The following is a 23,227-nucleotide window of genomic DNA, read 5'->3' on the forward strand; positions in this document are numbered from 1 at the left end:
GTAAGCAGCCCGCTAGAATTACGGGTTTCCCCCATCTCCAACTCAAATTCCCCTCCCATGAGCGCAAACACCCAAACCATGGCGAACGCCATCCGTGCCCTGTCGATGGACGCTGTCCAAGCCGCCAATTCTGGCCACCCCGGTGCGCCCATGGGCATGGCCGATATCGCTGTGGCGCTCTGGAATGAGCATTTGAGCCATAACCCGATGAACCCTCAGTGGGCGAACCGTGATCGTTTCGTTTTATCGAACGGCCACGGCTCGATGCTGATTTACTCGCTCTTGCACCTCACGGGTTATGACCTGCCGATGCAGGAACTGAAGAATTTCCGCCAACTGCACAGCAAAACCGCTGGCCACCCCGAAGCGGGTATCACCCCCGGCGTAGAAACCACCACTGGGCCTTTGGGACAAGGCATAACCAATGCCGTGGGCATGGCACTCGCTGAAAAGTTGCTCGCTGCGGAGTTCAACCAACCTAGCCACAAAATCGTCAATCACTTCACCTACACCTTCTTGGGCGACGGCTGCATGATGGAAGGCATCTCGCACGAGGCCTGCGCGCTCGCGGGTGCGTGGAAGCTCAACAAACTGATCGCGCTGTATGACGATAACGGCATCTCCATTGATGGCCAAGTGGCGCCCTGGTATGTAGATGATGTGCCCGGCCGCTTCAAGGCTTATCAGTGGAACGTGATTGATGCCGTGGATGGGCATGACGCCAAAGCCGTGAGCCGAGCTATTGCTGATGCGAAGAAATCTGCTACGAAGCCCACGCTGATCATTTGCAAAACACACATCGGCAAAGGCAGCCCCAATCGCGCAAATACTTCTAAGGCTCACGGCGAGCCACTCGGCGCAGAAGAAATCAAGCTGACACGCGAAGCGCTGGGCTGGAATCATGCACCGTTTGAAATTCCCGCTGAGATTTATTCAGCGTGGGATGCCAAAGCTGCGGGCAAGCAAGCAGAAGCCGCATGGAATGAGCAGTTTGCTGCTTACTCAAAAGCTTATCCAAGCCAAGCCGCAGAATTCAAGCGCCGCATGGCTGGTGTGTTGCCCAAAGGCTTTGCGAATGTGGTGGCTGAAACCTTGGCCGCAACCCACACCAAGGCCGAAACCGTAGCCAGCCGCAAAGCCAGCCAGCTCGCCCTCGAAGCTTTCACGGCAGCCTTGCCTGAAATGCTCGGTGGCAGCGCCGATTTGACGGGCTCTAACCTCACCAACACCAAATCCACACCGGCTCTGCGCATTGATTTGGCAGGCGATGTGAAGCGCGATACCGAAGGCAAACTCGGCCGCCACATCAACTACGGCGTGCGCGAATTCGGCATGGCCGCCATCATGAATGGCGTGGCTCTGCACGGCGGCTATATCCCATACGGCGGCACGTTTTTGACGTTCTCCGACTACAGCCGTAACGCGATTCGCATGGCCGCGCTCATGAAGCAGCGCGTGATCCATGTGTTCACGCACGATTCCATCGGCCTCGGCGAAGACGGCCCGACGCACCAGTCCGTGGAGCACGCTGCTAGCTTGCGTTTGATTCCCAATCTCGATGTTTGGCGCCCCGCAGATACGCTGGAAACAGCAATTGCGTGGGCAACTGCTTTGTCTCACACAGATCGCCCGACAGCACTTCTGCTCTCGCGTCAAAACTTGCCCTATCTGCCCAAGCAAACCGCAGACAACATCGACAAAGGTGCATATGTATTGAGCGAACCCGAAGACATCGGCATGAAGAAAAAAGCGCAAATTGTGCTCATGGCCACGGGTTCGGAAGTGAGCTTGGCGCTGGATGCGCAAAAACTGCTTGCTGCACAAAAGATAGCGGCGCGCGTTGTTTCCGTGCCGAGTACCACCACATTTGATCGTCAAACAGCAGTCTATAAATTTCTTGTGCTGCCAGCCAATTTGCCGCGTGTAGCGGTGGAGATGGGCGTGACAGATGGCTGGTGGAAATACGGCTGCGCAGCAGTTGTGGGCCTAGACACTTATGGCGAGTCGGCCCCAGCACCTGTCCTCTTCAAGCATTTTGGTTTCACAGCTCAAAATGTGGCAGATACCGCGCTAGCTGTCGTGCTAAAGCGGTAAACTGGTTTTCCCGATATATTTTTCAAAGAGGAGCTTTGTCATGAAAGTATTGAAACTGATTGCAGTGTCTGTTGCTATGTTGGCTACAAATGCATTTGCGCAAACTGTCTCAGGTGTGAAAGTTGAGCCAGCACAGATCAAGGCTGGTGAGAGTGTCAAAGTCACAGTGAGTTTTGATAATGCTGACAATCCTAATTGCGGTATGAAAATCAAACTCGGTGATGGCCGCGAAGAACGTGTGAAGATCAATCAAGCAAAGGATATTCCCTACGTCTTGACTCATACCTACGCCAAAGCCGGAAATTACACCGTGTATGCTGAACCTAGCGGTACGGGATCGACGCTGAAATGCAATGGCAAAACAGTGAATGCAGCCGTGGCTGTTGCTGCTGTCGTCGCCCCAGTGGCCGCGGCTCCTGCTGCTGCAGCGCCAGTTGCGCCCGCTGCCAGTGCTACTAAAGCTACGCCAGCGGCCAAGTCCACAACGCCTTGCCCGGCAGGCTGGACTTTGGCTAAACCAGGTGTGAATAAGAAGACACAAGCCTTCACATGCAGCGCCAAAGCTGGCACGAAGATTCCTGAGCCCAAACTCTCTTGCCCAGGTGATTTGACATACTTTGATAACAGCAAAAAAGGCCAGCTCGGCTGCCGCGTTTAATTTGGACGCAAAGCCCTGAGCAAGAAAGCGTTGCTCTAATTTTGACAACGCTTTCTGACTGAGTGTTTTGATTTTATTTTCTGGAGAGAGCAATGACCATCAAGTTAGGTATCAATGGATTTGGCCGCATCGGCCGCATGGTGTTTCGCGCTGCGGTGCAAAATTTTTCGGATATTGAAATCGTTGGTATCAACGACCTTCTTGAGCCTGATTACCTCGCCTACATGCTCACCTATGACAGCGTGCATGGCCGCTTCAAAGGCGATGTAAAGGTTGAAGGCAATACTTTGGTTGTGAACGGCAAAAAAATTCGCCTCACCGCCGAGAAAGACCCTGCAGCACTGAAGTGGAACGAAGTAGGCGCCGATGTCGTCTTGGAGGCCACCGGACTCTTTCTGACCAAAGATGCTGGCGAGAAGCATTTGGCTGCCGGCGCGAAGAAGGTGATCTTCTCCGCCCCATCGAAGGACGACACACCTATGTTCGTCTATGGCGTGAACCACAAGAGCTATGCTGGCCAAGCCATCATCTCCAATGCCAGCTGCACCACCAACTGCTTGGCTCCTGTGGCTAAGGTGCTCAATGACAAATGGGGCATCAAGCGCGGTTTGATGACAACAGTTCACGCGGCGACTGCCACGCAAAAAACCGTGGATGGCCCATCTAACAAAGATTGGCGCGGCGGCCGTGGCATTTTGGAAAACATCATTCCTTCCAGCACAGGCGCTGCAAAGGCCGTAGGCGTAGTGATTCCTGAGCTCAACAAAAAACTCACTGGCATGGCCTTTCGCGTGCCCACCAGCGATGTGTCCGTCGTTGACCTCACTGTCGAACTGAACAACCCAGCCACCTATGCTGAGATCTGCGCTGAGATGAAATCGCAAAGCCAAGGTGCTTTAAAAGGCGTGCTCGGCTACACCGAAGACAAAGTAGTGGCCACCGACTTCCGTGGCGAGGTCTGCACCAGTGTGTTTGACGCAGAAGCAGGCTTGGCCCTGGACAGTACTTTCATCAAAGTGGTGAGCTGGTATGACAACGAGTGGGGTTACTCCAACAAGTGCCTGGAAATGGCGCGCGTGGTGGCAGGTAAGTAACGAGCCTGTAAATTCAGGCTCAATTGCCTGAAAAACATACAAAAGACATCGGCACATGCTACAAAGTGGCATGTGCCGATTTTTATTGTCTTTTTTTCTGAGCTTGGTCGCTAGCGTTGAGGTGCAAGCACAATCTTCAGCACCAGCGAACAGCCTGATCATCCAACTCAAGGCAGGTGCGCAATCTGAGTTCAGCCGAGAGCTGCCCAGTGCTGCGCATGCCAAGCGGGAAAGTCTCGCGCATGAGCGTATGAGTGCCGTGGCGCAAGGCGCGGGCGTCAAGGGTTTTGCGCATCGCCAGCTCACTGGTGATCATCGCCTGATGAGGTTTACCAAGCCTTTGCATGGCCGCGATCTTGAAGATACGATGCGTCGCCTGCGCCTGCATCCTGACGTGGCTTCGGTCGAGCCGAATGTTCGTGTGCCATTGGCGCAGGTCCCCAACGATCCCAACTTTGCCCAGCAATGGCATTTAGGAAGTCGCGCCAGTGCGGCAGCTGCGCTCAATATGAGCAGCACTTGGGCGATAACCACAGGTACATCCGCTATCACAGTCGCCGTCCTAGACACTGGTGTGCTGCGCAACCATCCTGATTTGGTTGCCATGGGCAGTCGATTGCTCAGTGGCTACGATTTTGTAGGGGATGTCGATTTTTCCAATGACAACAATGGGCGCGACGCAAATGCCGATGATCCTGGTGATTGGGTGACCACGACGGAAGCGGGAAGCATACTTTTTTCTCAATTGAGATGTAAAGCTGAAAATAGCTCTTGGCACGGTACTTTTATTGCTGGTCAAATCGCCGCTGCTACCAATAACAACTTAGGTGTGTCAGGTCTGAACTGGAATGTGAAGATCTTGCCTGTTCGCGTGTCTGGCAAGTGTGGCGCGGAATTGTCAGATATTGTTGATGGTATGCGCTGGGCTGCTGGCTTGCCTGTCGATGGCGTGCCTCTGAATTTAAATCCCGCAAAGGTCATTAACTTGAGCTTTGGTGGTGACAGTGCCTGCACGTCCAGTTATCAAAGTGTTATCGATGAGTTGGCAGCGCGTGGCACCTTGGTTGTAGTTGCTGCGGGCAATGGCTTGGATCAGGAGTCGCGCCAACTCAAGCGTCCTGCAGACTGCCGAGGCGTCATGGCTGTGGGCGCTGTGCAGCGTGATGGTCTGAAAACTGCCTACTCTTTCTTAGGCTCCAACATGGCGCTCATGACCACTGGCGGCCACGGCGGCAGCACAACGACCTTGCTCATTTCGACGGATAACGATGGCCTCACTTCGCCAAATAGAAATGGGTATGGCTATAAAGCAGGTACAAGTTTCTCAGCACCTTTGGCTGCAGGCGTGGCATCACTCATGCTGGCTGTGAACCCCAACCTCAGCCCTGATGCATTGATTGCACGCATGAAAGCCGCTGCATTGCCACATGTGAATTTATCTGGTCTGCCTAGTTGCAGCAGCGACGATAGCGTGGCTTGCAATTGCAACACAAGTGTTTGTGGTGCAGGCTTGCTCAATCCGCAGGGCGCACTAGAGCAGTCTGTGAATCCTGCTGCCGTGATTGCTGCGGTAGGCAGCCCTGGCTTGGGAGCAACTGTGGTGCTTGATGGCCGCGCCAGTACCGCAGTGGGTACGCCAACGATCTCTAGCTACTCATGGAGTCAAATCAGTGGAGCGGCTCGGAGTCTGCCAAATGCCAGCTCTTCTCTGACACAAGTAGTCTTGCCAAGCACACCAGGAGATTTTGTTTTTCAGCTTATCGTGACAGATACATTGGGGCGAAATGGAACCGCCCAGCTCTTTATCGGTACCGCGCTACCTGCTGCTGCAGTCAGTAGTAGCGCAGGTGGCGGTGGCGGCGGGGGCGCGGATCAGTGGTTATGGCTAACCTTGCTAGGGATACTGGTATTCAGCATCCCGATTCATTTTTTAAAGAAAAATAGGCGTTTGCCGGCGTACTTACTGCGCAAAGTGCTATCTAAACAATAGCGTTATGCGCTTGGTGTCTGTAAAAGATTTGCCAACTCCACGGCTGACTTCACGCCCATTTTGTCAAACACGCGAGCGCGGTGCACCTCTACCGTACGCACGCTGATTTGCAACTGGTCTGCGATCAGTTTGTTGGGTAAACCTTGGGTCACTAAGCGCATCACATCACGCTCGCGATCGGTAAGCTCGGCAATGCGGCCATCCATCTGCTGGCGACCTTGCAGCTCTTCAAGAGCTTCTTGGCTTTGCACAAGTGCTTGCTCTATCCGATCAACCAAGGCGTTATCAGAAAAAGGTTTTTCACAAAAATCAAATGCACCGCGTTTGACAGCATCTACTGCTGTGGGCACATCGGCATGCCCAGTGAGAAAGATCACAGGTAGCGCACCCGCCCAAGGCAATGCGAGGAGCTTGTCAAACAAAGCCAATCCGCTCATACCTGGCATACGTACATCGAGCAGCACACAGCATGCTTGGCGTGGCGCGGCTGCTTGGACCAGTGTCCAAAAATCTTCGGCGTTGGCGTAGCCCTCATGAAGATGGCGGCGAGAGCGAAGAAGCCATGCCAGAGCATCACGCACGCTGGCATCGTCATCCACGATATAGATCAAAGAATCAACGGGTTTGCCCATATGCGTTACTGTGCCACATCCAGGTTTGACGGCATATTCGTGGAAGCCACAGGCAAGCTAAAGACAAACACTGCCCCATTGGGTTGATTCGCCTCAAATTGCAAGAAGCCACCATGCTGCTCCACCACCGTGCGGCACAAACTCAAGCCCAGCCCCATGCCTTCGGCTTTGGTGGAGAAGAATGGTGTGAAGAGTTGCTTGGCAATCTCGTTCGTGATGCCCTGGCCGAAATCCGCCACCAAAAACTCCAGCCATTGAGTGCCAAGTGTGCGCGCTCGAATATGCAAGATGCGCTGGGCAGGTGCTGTGGCCTCCATGGCTTGTATGCCATTGCGCGCCAGATTCAGCAGCACCTGCTCCACCATGACACGATCCACCATCACAGCAGGTAAGCCGGTGAGTTGACCCATCTGCACTTGCACGGAGAGCTTGCGTGCTTGCAACTGCACCAGCGGCATCACAGCATCCAGCAGCGACTGCGCACTCACACGCTCATGCTTGCTCTCACGCCGGCGCACAAAATCATGCACTGATTTGATCACCTTGCCTGCGCGCTCAGCTTGGTTTGCAATCTGCGTGAGTGCATGCGACACGTCTTGCGGGCTCGCGATGCTCGGTTCTTGCATCATGTTAGCCGTGCCCGCGGCATAGCTTGAAATGGCAGCCAGTGGTTGATTGAGTTCGTGGCTGAGCAAAGAAGCCATCTCTCCCATAGTTGCCAGGCGCGCGCTGGCTTGCAGGCGCTCTTGTGAGGCGCGCGAAAGCTCTTCCATGCGGCGTTGCTCGGAGATATCCAAAATCGCGCTCATCCAACCGCTTTGAGTGCCTTGCGCATCAATCAAAGGCGCTTCAAACACCAGCACGGAAAAGCGCGAGCCATCTTTACGGATGAACACAGACTCATAGCCTTCACGCGCAGGCGCATTGCCAGAGAGGCGCACAGCTTGGCGTTGCTGATATTCATCAATCAGTTCGGGTGGCCAATAAGGCATGGGTGCTTTTTTACCCATCAATTCGTCGGCATCAAAGCCTGTCATCGCGCAAAAGGCGGGGTTGACATAACGGATATGCCCTTCCATATCGCGAGCTCGTAAGCCAGTTACCAAAGAATCTTCCATCGCTTTGCGAAAGGCCAGCGCATCGGCCAGCTCACGCTCGGCGCGCAATCTTCGGTTGATATCCCGGCCTAGCAACAGCAGCACCCCTACCAACGCAATCGACATCACAGTGACCACAGCGGTGAGCACATTGGGAAACAGATCGGGTGTGATACGCCAACTGTCGGCGCGCAGCACGACTGTGTTGCCTGGCAGATCCAGCAATTGCTGACTGGTGAACATTCTTCCACCACGTCGCGCGACGCCCTGAATCGCCAGGCGAGTGCCATCGGGTTCGGTGAAGGACAGCTCTTGCCCACGCTGTAGGGGCTTGCCGACAATCTCCACAAGCACTGCCTGAAGCCCATAAACAGCAACCAAATAACCTTGATGCTGCCCTGCTTGAATCAGCGGCAAGCAAAGCTCCATCAACTCGCTGCCTTGCCCTGCACTGAGAGGAGAGAAATGGCTGGGCGCATACATGGGCCCGCTTTGGCGGCGCGCTCGCTCACAAGCCAATTGCAGATCGCCATAGGGGATATCACGAGGGTTGAGTGGCAATTGCGGTGCAGCGATATAAGGGCTTTGAGCGCTGGCGAGAAGTTTGAAATTCGTATCGCGCCACTCCAATCTTGCCAGCTCACGCCGGCTACGCAGAAGGTCTTCCGCATCCAGTTTCCATTGCGGCAGACTGGTACGCAGGGCTTGCAAGCTTTGGACATTGCGCGTGAGGCCTGCTCGGATATCGCTGGCAGCATCTTGCGCATCACGATCCACCCGCGCTTGATTTTGATCTGCTTCATAACGCCCAGCCAACCAGATCAGAGTAACAAGCAAACCTGCTACGAGCAGGAGCAAGGCTAACCATAACGCCATGCGCCGTGTTGGTCGGCGCGCAATTTGCTGCCACAAGCTTTGGATCGCACGGATCATGCTTGGCATCACAACAAGCGATGATGGAGTGCTGGCAGCTGCGCGCGGCGCTGTTGCATAGCGGCATGATCAAGCTCAGCAATCACCAATCCTGCGCCGACATCACGCGAGCCAAGTACTGCCCCCCAACTGTCGACCACCATGGAGTGCCCCCAGGTTCGACGTCCGTTTTCATGCTGTCCACCTTGTGCAGGCGCAACCACACAAGCTTGGTTTTCAATCGCGCGGGCACGAATCAACGTTTCCCAATGCGCTTGGCCCGTGGTGTGGGTGAAGGCACTTGGAATCAGGATCAAATCAGCCTGCAAAGTGCGATACAGCTCAGGGAAGCGCAGGTCATAGCAAACTGACAGACCCACACGCCAAGTCGCACCATCACGTGATGGCAGATCAAATGCCACTGGGCTGCGCCCTGCTTGCAACACGCGAGCTTCATCGTAGTGCTCAGTGCCATTGTCAAACGCAAACAGATGCATTTTGTCGTAGCGTGCCACTTGCTGGCCTTGTGGGTTGAATGCCAAGCAAGCGTTGAACACGCGATCGGCTTGGTGCGTCTTCAGGGGCAATGTGCCCGCCACTATCCACACCTGCAGTCTGCGAGCTGCTTCTCGCAAAGCATCTTGCAGCGGACCTTGCCCTTCGTCTTCTGCGATCGAGAGCTTATCTGTATCGCGTGCGCCAAGCAAGCAAAAATACTCAGGTAAAACGAGTAATTCGCAGTCCTGATCTGCGCTAAGTGCTATGAAATCAAGAGCATTTTGGAGGTTGCGCGCAGCATCCATACCGGAAACCATTTGTATCGCTGCAACCTTCATGGCTTCACATTCCCCGGAGAGGTTACTGTCGGTGCGCTGGATGAGTTTGGCCCTGCGCTTGTGCGTTTGACGCGCGCTATCTGCGGATCAACCCATTGACCAGTGATATGGAATTCCTGAGTGGCCGCTTCAATCACAGGGCGGCGCAAAATCAGTTGCGCTAAAAATGTACCCAAACCAATCGCAGGATTGATGACTGCAGCTACCAAGGAGGCCGTGCCTGCATTGATCTCAGGCACGACGACCACCTTGATGTCTTGCGTCTCTTTGGCGATATTAGCAGAGCCCTCCATCAGCACGGCGGCATTCACACCTTTCATCTGCAGATTGTTGGTAGAAGCGATGCCTTGATCAATCTTGATATCGCCGCGCAGAAAATCAAACGGAAAACCCTCGCTGAAGACATCACGGAAATCTAGCGTGAGACGACGCGGCAGAGATTGAAGGCTGAGCACACCCAAAAGCTTGGCAATACCTGGATCTGCTTTGAGGAATTGCCCAGTCTCGACATTCAAGTTGAAGCCGCCATTCATGCTCGCATAATCCAGCGCCCAAGGCGCGCCCAGCCAAGCGATTTGTCCTTGCATCACGCCCTTGCCCTGTGCAATCACTTTATCTTGCCCGAATCGTTTGAGTAACTCACCGCTGTTGGCGATGTCCAGTTTGAAGTTGAGTGCGGTGCGTCGGCGCTCATTGCGCGGTGCATTTTGGCTTGCTCCCACTTGTACCCAATTGCCGGTGGCGCTGAATTGTGCCTCGGGCACGCTCACGTTCAGGCGTGATAGCCGCCACTCGCGCACACCAGCACTCTCGCGATTGAGGGCTTCCAGCTCCACGCGCCCTAAGCGTGTGCCGCGCAGTTCGAGGTCTTCCACCACCACATCCAATGCGGGAATACTGCTAGGCTGCTGATCCAATGTGGCCTCGATATCTGATGCTGTGCTAGCGGCCAGCGAGAGGCGAGCCAAGCGTGCATACACGCGCCCCAAATTATTGCCGCTGGGTTGGCGGTATTCGACATAACCATTGAGCTCGCGCGCATCGAGATTGGCGCGCCAAGTTAAACCTTCGCGCGAGCCACCCACCACCACGTTGTTGAGCGTACGCCCTTGCGCTGTGAGCTCACGTGCACGCACGGACAAAATGGAGGGCAAGTAGGGCAGTGTTTCGGCGCTCAGCCCCGTGCTGTTTTGCGGAGCAGGTGTACGACTTGCCGAGCTGCTGAGTAATTTTTCCCAAGCATCTAGGTTGATTTGCTCAAAATTGATATTGGCTGCAACACCGGGATCATCGTTGGCGGCAATGACCTCACCTTGCGCTAAACCCACACCGATACGCCCGCGAATCACTCGCGGAATGTCGCCAGATATATCGCGCAAATAGTTCACTGAAGCCAGATTGCCCAACTCCAAACTTAGCTGGTCTTGCAGTTTGCGGCCTTCTTGTAAAGAATCGCGGACCAAAGAATTGTCATAGCGCAAGGGCAGCAGAGTTTCTGCGGCTTTGGTCAAGGGCTGCGGCAGATTAAGTGCAAGGCCTTGCAAATTACTGCTCACCGTAATTTCGGGTACGCCACGACGTATATTCAAATTGGCAGCATAAACAGCACCACCACTTGCTTGCGCTGCTAAACGCGATACATAGCCCAATTCTTTGGCTTGGCGTAAGCCTTCTGCAGTGAGACTGCCTTGTGCGCGCAAAGCTACGCTTACATCGTTGATGTTGGTGATTGGGCGGCTACCGCCCTCCAAGCGCAATTCACCTCCGAAAGCACGAGCTGAGGTGTCGCGCAAACTAAACCCCTTTTCATTGAAGAGAACTTGCCCCTTCGCTTGCTGTAGTGCGGGAGATTCGGGTGAAAATTGCAAATCATTGCCGGGTAGAGTCACGGTACCTTGGACTCGGCTTTTGTCCAACTCGTTGATCGGCAGCATCAAGCGCAGTTTCAGATCAGTGACGCCATTGATACTGGCTTTCGCCAAAGCTTTGCTGCTGATCTCCAGCAGAGGTGATGTGTTGACAACCGCAATCACATCAGCAGCATTGCCCCGCGCATCTGTGCTGATGACCACTTGTTGCTTCTCAGCGAGGTTGGCAATCGTAGCTTCTAATCTGCTCAGAGCCAAACTCGGCGCATTGGCTACGCGTGCACTCGCTCCACGCACTGTCATGGACTGTCGATCGAATACTAATTCCCCGTTGATTTGTGTGAGAGCCGGCCAAGGCAGGCTGCCCTGAGCAAGCACGCTGCGCGGTGCATAGTCGAGGACGGCGCCGTTGACTTGTACGGCAATTCGAAACTCACCTTTGCTTGGATCCGCGAACGGCATATCAAACAAATCACCTTTGATTTTGAAGCTACCTTGGCTGATCTTGCCTTCGAGTACAGAATCACGCACATAACGGCGCGCATCCTCCTGTATTAACACGGGCAGATACCTGTGTACTTTGGTGCCCTCGGCGCGCACTAGGCTACCTTGTAAATCCAAGACGCCTGGAAAACGGGACTTTGCTGCGCTTTTAGCGGGGTCGGCTGTTTTCCAGATGGCTTTGGCTTCTCCTTGGGCATCCGCATTGGCGAATTTGATCTGAGGTAATTGCAGCTGAATATTGTCGCCATCGATGAGCCAATTCATCTGGGTGCTGAATTGATCCAGTACCACGGTCGGCTCTTCAAACACGCCGGGCAGGCTGATGCTGCCGCGTTCGATCTGCAACAGTGCGTTGCCACTTTTGTTATTGAATTTGAAATCTAGATGTGCGTTGCTCACGCCGGGATGCCAGGCTAATGTGCTGGTTTTGTTGCCTGCACTAGGCGCGCTGGGTTGTAAGCTGATGCCTGATGCTTTGCCTTGCACTTCATACTGCTTGGGCGAAGAAATTGCGCCTCGCCACTGTGCTTTGATCTCGGGCAGAACACCTTGGGGCTTTAGCTCGCGCAACCAAGCATGTACAGTGGCATCTAATGGCAAGCGATCAGAAATTTGCGCCAATGCGGCAAGGTCTAGCTTATCTGCCGAAAACTCCCCGCGCATCTGATCGGCCTGGTGGCGATTTTTCATGCTCAATCGCACATTGCCGCCTGGCCAGCGCAGACCGTCGCGCAGCTCAAAGGCCAAATTCTCTGTGCTGAACGCCAAATTTTCAGTATCCAGAAGCAGATTAAAGCGGCTTGATAGCGAGTTCATGGCTAAGGGCTGCAAATCAGGGCGCAGCTGTACGCTGACATCCGCTAACGCAGCATCTACAGTAGATTCGCGCACCATGCCCTGATCCAGCTTGAGCCAACCGCGCAAGGCGCCACGCCCTTGGGTGACATCGACGCCTAATTGTGTGTATCGGCGCAGTTGCTGCACATCCACCTGGGGCAAATCCGCATGCAGCTGACCTTCCCAATCGCGCCAATCGCCCGATTGGCGACGGAAGCGAGAGCCCAGAAAATCAGCAGTGATGCTCATCCGTGCGCCCCATTCTTGGGGTGGCGTGGCATCCAACCGTGCTTGATGCCTTCGGCCTTGGTTGCGCAGATAAAAATCGACTTGACTCAACGCCAAAGGCGGTGCGCCGCGCAATTCATCGCTCCATCGCAAGGTGCCCGAGCGGATCACGATCTCACCTTGAGAAAACAGCCAGTCGGCCGCCACCGAGGTGTCGGTTTCTGGCTTATTCGTCTCCGAGACATCCAGCCCTGCGACAGTGATGCGCCCTTGCGCATTGCGCCGAATCGCTAGCTCAGGCTGCTCAATGAGCAGCTGTTCGAAACCGAGATCAAACAGCGATTGCGGCGAAACGGCGGCTGTCACGGTTTTGAGCACCAATGCATCGCGGCCTTGTGCATCCAGTAGGCGGACTTGAGTCATGGTGAAGGTCGGCATGAGGCCATCGACATGCGCGGAGATGGTGCCTATACGCAAAGGAACGCCCAGTGCTGCAGTGAGCCTGTTTTCTAATTGCGGGCGCAATTCTCCGATTCGCGGCACAATCAGGCCATAGATCGCGATCCACACCAAAGCGATCAGGCCAAAAAGCATCACACTGCCCCACCAAAGCACAGATGCAAAGCCTGAAAACCAACTCAAACCTCTTGAGGGCGCATTTGGGATTTTGGTGGAACGAAATAGCGACACGATGGATGTAGTACTGGACATGCTTGAAGCAGACAACGCAATTATGACGGGCTCTGAAGCGGCGAGCTCAGCAGCACCGGATGAGCCAACACCTTGCGCTGCCAGTGATGCGATGCTGCAGTCTTGGAGTGAAAATAGCTTCACAAGTTTCTCTCGCTACGCCACACGGGTTCGCAGGCGGTATGCAGAGCAATTGCAATATTTGCCGGCGGGGGTATTCACACGGCAAACCCTTCAAACCTGTTACACCGCACTACAAAAAAACCATGATGTTGCGGCATCGCTGCGCATGACACGAGCCTTGGCGATGGAGCGGCTCATCGTCCTGGATTGCGATGAAAATGCGCCTCTATCGGTTATCACTTCATGCATGACCGAGCTGGCAGAGTGGTCACTCGGATTGGCATTGTACGAAGTGCAGGCTCATTTGCAGGCACTTCATGGCTTGCCTCTGGGCAGCGAGCAACAGGCGAGCGAGCTTTGGATCGTTGGTATGGGCAAGCTAGGTGCACGCGAGCTCAATGTTTCCAGTGATATTGATTTGATCTTTGTCTATTCCCATGAGGGGCAAACAGCGGGTATTGATGAGCAGCAACGCGGGAGCATCAGTAACCATGAGTATTTCCAAAAGCTCGTGCGAAGCGTGTGCCAACTCCTTGCTGACGTGAGTGAGCACGGCTTTGTGTTCCGAATTGATCTGGCGCTGCGCCCGCATGGCAATTCCGGGCCATCGGCGGTATCTCTTGCGGCCTTGGAAGACTACTTTCTTGTGAGTGGTCGCGAATGGGAGCGCTTTGCTTGGCTCAAAAGTCGTGTTGTTGCTTTTACCGGTGAGCTATTGAAAGCCAAAGCCTTGCATGAGGTGGTCAATCCCTTTGTCTATCGTCGCTATCTGGATTACAGCGTGTTCGAAGCCTTGCGCCAATTGCATGGCCAAATCCGGGAGCACGCCAGCCGCCGAGCAGCGGGGCGGCCCGAGCGAGCTAATGATGTGAAGCTTTCGCGCGGCGGCATTCGTGAGCTGGAATTTATTGTGCAATTGCTGCAAGTGGTGCGTGGCGGCCAGTTTCCTGAGCTGTGCACACGGCCGACGCTGAAGGCCTTGCAGCGCGTTGCAGCAAGCGGCTTGATGCCGGCAGAAACGGCGCAGGCACTTGCACGCGCCTACGAATTCCTTCGCCGCACAGAGCACCGCATCCAGTATCTGGATGATCAGCAAACGCATTTGCTGCCCACGAACGATGAGGATTGCGCTTGGCTTTCACGCAGCATGGGGTATGAGAACTGCTGCGGTTTTCTCTCTGCGCTTGACGACCATCGCGAGTTAATTGCGAGCGAATTTGACAAACTCTTGGGCCAAGATAAAGCATGCAAAGGTTGTGGTGCCAGCCCTGGGCAGTCGGGTGACATCATCACAGAAGCTATTGCAGAGATGCCGCCAGCTCTTCAAGCGCGCGTGCAGCAATGGCAAGAGCATCCGCGCATTCAAAGCCTCAAAGAAGAATCTCGCCAGCGATTGCACAGGCTGGTGCAGCGCATGGCGCAGTGGTTGCTTGAGGGCGCAGTCACTGAAACCGCTGCTTTGCGCTTTGCTGATTGGCTTGAGCCCCTGCTACGCCGCGAAGCCTATCTCGCTCTGCTTCTTGAGCGCCCGGCGGTACACGAGCGTTTGCTGCGCGTGCTGGGCGCAGCGCGCTGGCCACAGCGTTATTTGATGCAGCATCCGGGCGTGATCGATGAGCTGGCCAGCGAGAGTATCTTGGCAGAGCGATTTGATGTGCAGCAGTTTGCACAGGAGTTGCAGCAGCGTCGCGCCGCTTTGCAAGGCAGCGGCCAAGGCGATGAGGAAAGCCTGATGGCTTTGCTGCGCCGCGCGCAGCAAGCCGAGCTCTTTCGTATTCTCGTGCGGGACCTGGAAGGCCGCATCTCGGTGGAGCAAGTGGCCGATGATTTGAGCGCTTTGGCCGACACCATTCTTCGCGTGAGCACACAATGGGCTTGGGAGTTCATCAAAGAGCGCCATCGAGAGCAACCGTGCATTGCCATCATTGGCTATGGCAAATTAGGCGGTAAAGAGCTCGGTTACGGCAGTGATTTGGATATCGTTTGCTTGTATGAGGACACCAGCCCAGAGGCGAGCGCCTTGTATGCCAAGCTGATCCGCAAACTCATCAGCTGGCTCTCCACCAAGACGGCGCAAGGCGATTTGTACGATATTGATACCGCGCTTCGCCCCAACGGCAGCGCTGGCTTGCTGGTGACATCCATCGAAGCATTTGCAGATTACCAAACCCAGCGCGGCAGCAATACCGCTTGGACGTGGGAGCACCAAGCCATGACACGAGCGCGCTGCGTGTATGCCGCGCCAGAGTTGGCGGCGCGTTTCGAGTCTATTCGGCATCAGGTACTCATCTCACAGCGCGATGCGGCGGCTTTGAAGTCTGAAATTTTGGCCATGCGCGAGCGCGTGATGCAAGCGCACCGCGTACCTGCTGCACGCTTTGATGTGAAGCACAGCGTTGGCGGCATGGTCGATGTCGAGTTTGCGGTGCAGTATTTGGTGCTTTCCCAAGCGGCTTTCCACCCGGTGCTGGCTCTTAACAGCGGCAATATTGCCTTGTTGCAGGCCGCTGAGGACGTGGGTTTACTGCCTTCAAGTATCGGTAAAGAGGCAGCTGATGCTTATCGGCAATTGCGCCAAGCGCAGCATCTGGCCAGGCTTGATGAGCAAAACCCACAAGTTGAGATGGATCAGCTCCAAAATGCAAAAAGCGCCGTGAAGGCGCTTTGGAGAGCTGTTTTCGGTGGTTAGACCGAATCGGCGGCTTGTCGAGTTAAGCCACAAAAACGGCAATAAACGCCAACAAAAACATCAGCAGGCCGCCAACAACGGGCAGCACCACGGGCATCAAAGGCACAATCGCCTCTACGCCGTCTTGTGGCGCATCCGAGTGGTCGGCGTGTTCGGTAGAGTGGGGTGCAGACATGACTAAACCTCGAAAATAACAATCCTTGTATTTTACAAGACTTGCCAGCTGCTCTACGTTTGTTTAAAAGGGGTGGCGCGTCAATCGCAGACTAAAGCGTACGCCCGGCATCTCAGCACGCGCATGCGCGTCCTCAATAACTAGCTGGGCGCCATGGCGTTTGGCGATCTCTGCCACGATGGCCAGTCCCAAGCCAGAGCCATCGGCCTCTTGTCCTAAGCGGCGGTAAAACGGTTGCAATACCAACTCTCGTTCGCCCTCGGGGATGCCAGGGCCATTGTCTTCGACCTGAAGCAGCACCTGACCAGAATCGCTTGCCAACACGCGAAGCGTGATCACACCACTGCGCTCGGGCGTGCTCGGGACATAAGCCAAGGCGTTGTCCACCAAATTACGCACCAGCTCTGCCAGTAAGGCAGGGTAGCCTTGAATTTGTGCGGCAGGATCATCCGCTTCCAAACCTTCGTAGCCCAGATCAAAGTGCCGCTCCATGGCGCGCGGCAGTGCCTCGCGCACCACCTCCTGCGCCAGCTGTGCTACATGCACGTTTTGCTTGGGCAGGCTTTGGCCGCTGCCTTCAGCTCGGGCCAGAGCCAGCAATTGATTCACCGTGCGTGTGGCATTCATGCTGGCGCGGCTGATTTGTTTGAGGGATTGCTTGAGATCAGCCTCACTGGCTTGCGCACGTAAAGCCAGCTCGGCTTGCATGCGCAGGCCCGCGAGGGGCGTTTTCAGCTGGTGCGCTGCATCGGCCAAAAAGCGCCTTTGAGCGGCGAGAGACTGGCGCTCGCGGCCAAACAGATCGTTGACCGAATTGACCAAAGGTGCCACCTCTTGCGGCACAGCCTGCGTATCAATCGGGCTCAAATCATCTGGGCGGCGAGCGCGAATACGCTCTTCTAGCTCATGCAGCGGGCGAATACCGCGTGCCAGAGCCAACCACACCAAGAGCACAGCCAGTGGCAACACGATAAATTGCGGCAGCATCACGCCCTTGACGATTTCTGTGGCCAAACGTGAGCGCTTCTCTCGCGTTTCAGCCACTTGGATCAAGATAGGTTTACTTCCCGCGCTGCTGAGATCGGTGCGGGTGTAAAGCCAAGCGATACGCACCTCTTCGCCGCGAAACTCATCATCGCGCAATTTCACGCGTCCTGTCTCCACCACATCGTCCTCAGGCGGCAATGGCAGATCTCGCTCGCCGCTTAAATGCTCACCTCGCAGGCCCAGCACTTGGTAATAAACCAAATCATCCTCATCTGCGCGCAAAATTTCGCGTGCTGGCTGCGGCAAATTAAAAACCGCCTTGCCTTGGCTCACGCTGACCAGCTGCGAAAGCGCCTGTGTGTTGTATTCGAGCGCCCGATCAAACGGGCCACCCGCAATGCCTTGTGCTACCAGCCAAGTCAGGATCAAGCTGGCTGGCCAAACAATCAGCAGCGGCGTGAGCATCCAATCGAGGATTTCGCCGAATAAGCTGCGCTGCTCGCGCTGGAAGATTTTGAAGGGCACAGCGCTATGCTAAATGGTTTGCGCCGCTAGAGTTCGATCAGGTGTGCGATCAAATTTTCTCGAGGCAATAGCCCAGCCCGCGCACCGTGGCAATGCGGATCGGGCCTTTCTCAATCTTCTTACGCAGGCGGTGGATATACACCTCAATCGCGTTATTGCTCACTTCTTCGCCCCATTCGCAAAGCCGCTCTACCAGTTGATCTTTGCTTACCAAGCGGCCCGAGCGCGCCAGCAAAATCTCCAGCAAGCTGATCTCGCGCGCTGAGAGGTCAATCATCTTCCCATCAATCGTTGCCACGCGGCCAGATTGGTCGTAGCTTAAAGGCCCATGCTTGATGAGTGTGCTCGCGCTGCCCGCCGTACGCCGTGTGAGTGCGCGCACGCGAGCCTCCAACTCTTCCAAAGCAAAGGGCTTGGCCATGTAATCGTCAGCCCCATAATCCAGCCCCTTCACGCGCTCTTCCACGCTATCCGCCGCCGTGAGAATCAGCACCTGCAGCGAAGAGCCGCGCCCACGCAAGCGCTTCAATACTTCCAAGCCATGCAGCTTGGGCAAGCCCAGATCGAGAATCAGTAAATCAAATTCGGTATTGGTCATCAGCGCCGCATCGGCCTGCACGCCATCCGTCACATGATCCACCGCCGCGCCCGAGCTGCGCAGCGCACGCAGCAGCCCATCGGCCAACACTTGGTCGTCTTCCGCAATCAGGATACGCATGGCTAGTCTCCTATGTTGTTCTCACTCTTGCAGCAGATTGTAAGGATTGTGCTGAATCGGGGCTGACGCGACAATCGGAGGCCAAAAGGGGGAAAATTGAATTGTTTTAGGAGATTGCCATGCCCAAATTTTCATTCTCTCCCCTCCCATTGCTGCTGTGCTTAGCACTCGCAACGCCCGTGCTGCAAGCCCAGCAAAGCCCCTCTTCGCCCGGCATACCCAGCGCCGCAGCGCCCCAAGCCGGCGATGCGCAATGCATCTTGGCCGGCCGCCTCAGCAGCGAAGGCCGCTGGGCTCCGCAGACCAAAGGCATGCAATTGCTCGATACCGCTGGCAAACCAGTGAGCAGCGCGGCGCAAACTGTGCTCTCCTCCATCAAATCCGTGCGCGTATCCTCGCCCATGCTGCTGTCTAAATGCAATGCTGGGCAAGCCATGGCGGATGGCGATGCCAGCCAAGGCAGCAAAAGCCCCACGCCCGCTTTGACGGCAGGCAACGCGCCAATTGAAGTGCAAGCCATGGCCACGCTGCCTGGCCGCGCTGGCGGGCAATGGGTCGAGCTGCGTGTGAGCGTGCCAGCAGAGCGCGTGGTGATGCTTACTCGCTGAATCTCTTTTTTGCTCGGTTTTTAAGGCAAAACAAGGCATTCGCCGGCATAGAATCTGCGCAAGGTGCTATCTATTTCATAGTGAATGCATTGGCTGTGCAACGTGTGCAAGATTGCGCGCTGACCATCGCACTTACACCTGCGCGTGACACTGCGCCCGGCCTGTCTTCTTTTCAGCGAACCGTGCGGGATACGACGAGCTACTGATCTTTTGTAGCGATGATGAGATGGTTTGCTGCGCCCGACCGAGAAGCCATCCGAGCGCAGCATCCCGCTCCGGCGCTGATGGGCTTGGTTGGTACTCGTCTATAAAACCCGCTGCTAAACTTAAGTAATGAAGAAGTTTCTTCGACAAACTCGACTGTTGCAAAAAACTTGCCCTCATTGCGGTAAAGTTAATCATCTTGCGCTCATCGATTTAATCAGAAGCTTTTACTTGCATGGAGAGTCATATACATCAGTAGCTAGGCATTGGTGTCATCATTGCCACAAAGGCTGGAATGTCGATTGGTTTTTCACACTGCAATTCATTTTTTACATCTTTTGCTTGATGATATTTTTGTCGCGTACTGACGAGGTCGTGCATCTTTTATCGCCATATCCGGGCGAGTCATGGGTCATGTATGGAATCACCATGAGTACATTTCTTGCGGGTTTTGTTTTTATAGATTTTTATATCAAGACGCTTTTTGTGAGATTTTTGCCTGTTGTAAAACAGACCTAAGATTTCACTTTAGGTTAGAAAATCGTAGTTCGCCAATCGCGCCCATTCACACCAGCGCGGGATGCTGCGTACGGATGGCTTCTTGATCGGGCGCGGCCAGCCATCTCATCACCGCTACAAAAGATCAGTAGCTAGTCGTATTCCGCTCGGTGCGCTGAAAAGAAGACAGGCCGGGCGCAGTGTCACGCGCAGGTGTAGGTGCGATGGTTTGAGAGAAACTATTTTTTCTGCTCAGTTTTAAGGCAAAACAGAGCATTCGCCGGCATAAAATCTGCGCAGAGTGCTACTAAATTAATAGTAACCACTTTCCATACAAATACATCAAGCCGCAGCGAGTTTGGCTTTCAGCATCTCGTTGACTTGGCTTGGATTGGCTTTGCCTTTGCTGGCTTTCATGGCTTGGCCGACCAAGGCGTTGAAGGCTTTTTCTTTGCCAGCTTTGAATTGCGCGACGTTGTCTGGATTGGCGGCGAGCACTTCTTCGATGATTTTCTCTAGCGCGCCAGAGTCGTTCATCTGTTTGAGGCCTTTGGCTTCGATGATGGCATCGACTTCGCCACCTTCTGTCCACATCGCATCCATCACTTGCTTAGCGGCATTGTTGGAGATCGTGCCGTCGTGAATGCGGCTGATGAGCGCGCCTAGTTTTTGCGCGGACACGGGGCTTTGCTCGAAGGACTTTTCTTCTTGGTTCAAGCGGCGCGAGAGTTCGCCCATGACCCAGTTGCTGGCTAGTTTTGCTTGGCCACATGCTTTAGCGGCCGTCTCAAAATATGCAGCGCAAGATTGGCTTTGGGTAAGTTGGGTGGCATCGTATTCCGGCAGAGCGTAATCGCTCACGAAGCGCTGCGCCATAACGCGCGGGAGTTCGGGCATGGTGGCTTTTACGTCGTTCACCCAGCTTGGCGCAACATGCAGCGGCGGCAAATCGGGGTCAGGGAAATAGCGGTAATCGGCGGCGTCTTCCTTGGTGCGCATGGCGCGGGTCTCACCCGTGTCAGGGTCGAACAAGACGGTGGCTTGTTGGATTTTTTTGCCGTCTTCGATTTGCTCGATTTGCCAGCGGATTTCAAAATCAATGGCTTGCTGCATGAATTTGAAGCTGTTGAGATTCTTGATTTCGCGGCGTGTGCCGAGTTCGGCGCCGGGCTTGCGCACGCTCACGTTGGCATCGCAGCGAAACGAGCCCTCTTGCATGTTGCCATCGCAAATGCCGATCCAAGTGACGATTTTGTGCAGCTCTTTGGCGTAGGCCACCGCTTCGTCAGACGAGCGCATGTCGGGCTCGGTGACGATTTCTAGCAAGGGCGTGCCTGCTCGGTTGAGGTCAATGCCAGATTGCCCGATGAAATCTTCGTGGAGGGATTTGCCGGCATCTTCTTCGAGGTGGGCGCGCACGAGGCGCACGGTTTTCTTTTCGTCGCCCAAATAAAACTCAACTAAGCCGCCTTGCACGACGGGGATTTCGAATTGGCTGATTTGATAGCCCTTGGGCAGATCGGGATAGAAATAGTTTTTGCGGGCGAAGATGCTTTTCTCGGCAATCGTGGAGCCGAGCGCGAGGCCGAGCTTGATGGCGCATTCGACCGCGCCTTTGTTCATGACCGGGAGCGTGCCGGGCAGCGCCAAATCCACGGGTGCGGCCTGCGTGTTGGGCTCAGCGCCGAAAGCGGTGGAGGCGCGGCTGAAGATTTTGCTTTGCGTGGCGAGCTGGGTGTGCGTCTCGAAGCCGATGACGACTTCGTAGCCTTGAATGAGTTTGCTCATAATCAAAAACCCTCCGGGCGGCGGGCGTGGAAATCGGTGGCTTGTTGGTATTGGTGGGCGACGTTGAGAAGCTGGGCTTCTTTGAAGTAGTTGCCAATCAATTGCATGCCTACTGGCATATTTGCTGCGCCGAAGCCGACGGGCAGGCTCATGCCAGGCAGGCCCGCTAGGCTTGCGGGGAGCGTGAAGATGTCTGCGAGGTAGTTTGCTACTGGGTCATCGGATTTTTCGCCAATTTTCCAAGCAACGGTGGGAGCCACGGGCCCGGCGATTACGTCGCATTCTTTGAGCGCATTTTGAAAATCATCCGCGATCATGCGGCGGATTTTTTGGGCTTGGAGGTAGTAGGCATCGTAGTAGCCGTGGCTCAAAACGTATGCGCCGATCATGATGCGGCGTTTGACCTCATCGCCAAAGCCTTGAGCGCGGGTTTTTTTGTACATATCGAGCAAATCGCCGTGCTGCGCTGCGCGGTAGCCGAATTTCACGCCGTCAAAACGGGAGAGATTGGAGCTGGCTTCGGCGGGGGCGATGATGTAGTAGACCGGGATGGACAGCTCGGTGCGTGGCAAGGTGATGGGGACGAGCTTTGCGCCGAGTTTTTCTAGTTCTTTCAAAGCCGCATCAACAGCGGCGCGCACGTCTGCACTCAAGCCCTCGCCAAAGAATTCTTTGGGGATGCCGATGCGAAGGCCATCTAGCTTGTCATTCAAGCCGAGAGAGAAATCCTCGGCGGGCATATCAAGCGACGTGGAATCACGATCCAAATCCGGGCCACACATGGCAGAGAGCAGCAAAGCGCTGTCTTCAGCGGAGCGCGCCATCACGCCAGCTTGATCGAGGCTGGAGGCAAAAGCAATCATGCCGTAGCGGCTGGCGCGGCCGTACGTTGGCTTAATGCCAGTGATGCCGCAAAAGGCTGCGGGCTGGCGGATCGAGCCGCCAGTGTCTGTGCCAGTTGCTGCGCTTACCAGCCCGGCGGCGACTGCCACGGCGCTGCCGCCCGAGCTGCCGCCGGGGATGCGGCTGGTGTCCCAAGGATTCAAAACTTTGGCATAGGCAGAGTTTTCATTGCTTGAACCCATCGCGAATTCATCGCAATTGAGTTTTCCAAGAGTAACGGCTCCCTCGCCGCCAAGATTGCTCACGACTGTGCTATCGAAAGGTGAGCGATAGCCTTTGAGCATCTTTGAGCCAGCGGTGGTCGGCCAGTCTTTCGTCACGAAAATGTCTTTGTGGGCAATCGGCAGGCCGAGCAGGGGTGCTGTATCGCCAGTGTCTAGGCGCTTTTGTGCAGCAGCGGCTTGGGCGAGCGTGGTGGCCTCGTCAGTGGCCAAATACGCGCCCAGATGCGCATTCGCCTTCATGCGGGCGAGGAAATGCTGAGCCAATTCAGGCGCGGACAACTCCTTTTTTGATAGCTGTTTGCGCAGGTGGGATAAGGGCTGGAAGTGAATATCGCTCATTTTCTT

The 23,227-nt window shown here is 55.1% G+C and carries 16 protein-coding genes; 6 read left to right on the forward strand and 10 right to left on the reverse strand.

All coding sequences use genetic code 11. The features are described 5' to 3' along the window. Positions 1–57: 57 nt before the first annotated feature. The 4 genes from tkt (at position 58) to KIH26_RS14865 (ending at position 5,836) form a co-directional block, all read left to right on the forward strand. A complete protein-coding gene (gene tkt, locus KIH26_RS14850; RefSeq protein WP_213446456.1) occupies positions 58–2,094 on the forward strand; it encodes a transketolase in 2,037 nt (678 codons plus the stop codon). 40 nt (positions 2,095–2,134) lie between these two features. Next, positions 2,135–2,752 carry a hypothetical protein gene (locus KIH26_RS14855; RefSeq protein ID WP_213446457.1) on the forward strand — a complete coding sequence of 206 codons (618 nt, stop codon included), beginning with the start codon at positions 2,135–2,137 and terminating at the stop codon, positions 2,750–2,752. Between the two features lie 92 nt (positions 2,753–2,844). After that, positions 2,845–3,846, forward strand: a complete 1,002-nt coding sequence (gap, locus tag KIH26_RS14860; protein ID WP_213446458.1) for a type I glyceraldehyde-3-phosphate dehydrogenase — start codon at positions 2,845–2,847, stop codon at positions 3,844–3,846. An 85-nt stretch (positions 3,847–3,931) separates the two neighbouring features. Beyond that, positions 3,932–5,836: a S8 family peptidase gene (locus KIH26_RS14865; protein WP_213446459.1), complete on the forward strand. Its 1,905-nt coding sequence runs from the start codon at positions 3,932–3,934 to the stop codon at positions 5,834–5,836. A gap of 2 nt (positions 5,837–5,838) precedes the next feature. Here KIH26_RS14865 and KIH26_RS14870 read toward each other — a convergent pair whose 3' ends face one another. From KIH26_RS14870 to KIH26_RS14885, 4 genes are read right to left on the reverse strand one after another with little or no spacing between them, the layout of a single operon-like run. Next, entirely contained in the window at positions 5,839–6,468 is a 630-nt protein-coding gene (locus tag KIH26_RS14870) for a response regulator transcription factor (RefSeq protein ID WP_213446460.1), read from the reverse strand. Between the two features lie 5 nt (positions 6,469–6,473). Further along, positions 6,474–8,498: a sensor histidine kinase gene (locus KIH26_RS14875; RefSeq protein WP_213446501.1), complete on the reverse strand. Its 2,025-nt coding sequence runs from the start codon at positions 8,496–8,498 to the stop codon at positions 6,474–6,476. Between the two features lie 8 nt (positions 8,499–8,506). Further along, positions 8,507–9,313 carry a carbon-nitrogen hydrolase family protein gene (locus tag KIH26_RS14880; protein ID WP_213446461.1) on the reverse strand — a complete coding sequence of 269 codons (807 nt, stop codon included), beginning with the start codon at positions 9,311–9,313 and terminating at the stop codon, positions 8,507–8,509. After that, positions 9,310–13,392 (reverse strand): YhdP family protein, encoded by a 4,083-nt coding sequence (locus KIH26_RS14885; RefSeq protein WP_213446462.1) that lies wholly within the window; start codon positions 13,390–13,392, stop codon positions 9,310–9,312. The genes KIH26_RS14880 and KIH26_RS14885 overlap by 4 nt, the downstream gene beginning before the upstream one ends. A 160-nt stretch (positions 13,393–13,552) precedes the next feature. Here KIH26_RS14885 and glnE point away from each other — a divergent pair, with 160 nt between their 5' ends. Further along, entirely contained in the window at positions 13,553–16,252 is a 2,700-nt protein-coding gene (gene glnE / locus KIH26_RS14890; RefSeq protein ID WP_213446502.1) for a bifunctional [glutamate--ammonia ligase]-adenylyl-L-tyrosine phosphorylase/[glutamate--ammonia-ligase] adenylyltransferase, read from the forward strand. Between the two features lie 22 nt (positions 16,253–16,274). On the opposite strand, the gene KIH26_RS14895 is transcribed toward glnE, so the two are convergent. The 3 genes from KIH26_RS14895 to KIH26_RS14905 form a co-directional block, all read right to left on the reverse strand. Beyond that, positions 16,275–16,427: a hypothetical protein gene (locus KIH26_RS14895; protein ID WP_213446463.1), complete on the reverse strand. Its 153-nt coding sequence runs from the start codon at positions 16,425–16,427 to the stop codon at positions 16,275–16,277. Between the two features lie 63 nt (positions 16,428–16,490). Continuing rightward, positions 16,491–17,879 (reverse strand): sensor histidine kinase, encoded by a 1,389-nt coding sequence (locus KIH26_RS14900; protein WP_213446503.1) that lies wholly within the window; start codon positions 17,877–17,879, stop codon positions 16,491–16,493. A gap of 109 nt (positions 17,880–17,988) precedes the next feature. Continuing rightward, positions 17,989–18,657, reverse strand: coding sequence for a response regulator (locus tag KIH26_RS14905; protein WP_213446464.1), 669 nt, complete (start codon positions 18,655–18,657; stop codon positions 17,989–17,991). Positions 18,658–18,776: 119 nt separating this feature from the next. Here KIH26_RS14905 and KIH26_RS14910 point away from each other — a divergent pair, with 119 nt between their 5' ends. Then, complete coding sequence (locus tag KIH26_RS14910) at positions 18,777–19,265, forward strand: hypothetical protein (RefSeq protein WP_213446465.1); 489 nt, start codon at positions 18,777–18,779, stop codon at positions 19,263–19,265. A 132-nt stretch (positions 19,266–19,397) separates the two neighbouring features. Here KIH26_RS14910 and KIH26_RS14915 read toward each other — a convergent pair whose 3' ends face one another. The 3 genes from KIH26_RS14915 to gatA form a co-directional block, all read right to left on the reverse strand. Continuing rightward, complete coding sequence (locus KIH26_RS14915; protein WP_213446466.1) at positions 19,398–19,667, reverse strand: hypothetical protein; 270 nt, start codon at positions 19,665–19,667, stop codon at positions 19,398–19,400. Between the two features lie 642 nt (positions 19,668–20,309). After that, entirely contained in the window at positions 20,310–21,758 is a 1,449-nt protein-coding gene (gene gatB, locus KIH26_RS14920) for an Asp-tRNA(Asn)/Glu-tRNA(Gln) amidotransferase subunit GatB (RefSeq protein WP_213446504.1), read from the reverse strand. Beyond that, complete coding sequence (gene gatA, locus KIH26_RS14925; RefSeq protein WP_213446467.1) at positions 21,758–23,221, reverse strand: Asp-tRNA(Asn)/Glu-tRNA(Gln) amidotransferase subunit GatA; 1,464 nt, start codon at positions 23,219–23,221, stop codon at positions 21,758–21,760. The genes gatB and gatA overlap by 1 nt, the downstream gene beginning before the upstream one ends. Between the last annotated feature and the right edge of the window lie 6 nt (positions 23,222–23,227).

It is taken from the genome of Variovorax sp. PCZ-1 (assembly GCF_018413605.1).
Lineage (GTDB): Bacteria > Pseudomonadota > Gammaproteobacteria > Burkholderiales > Burkholderiaceae_C > JANMDU01.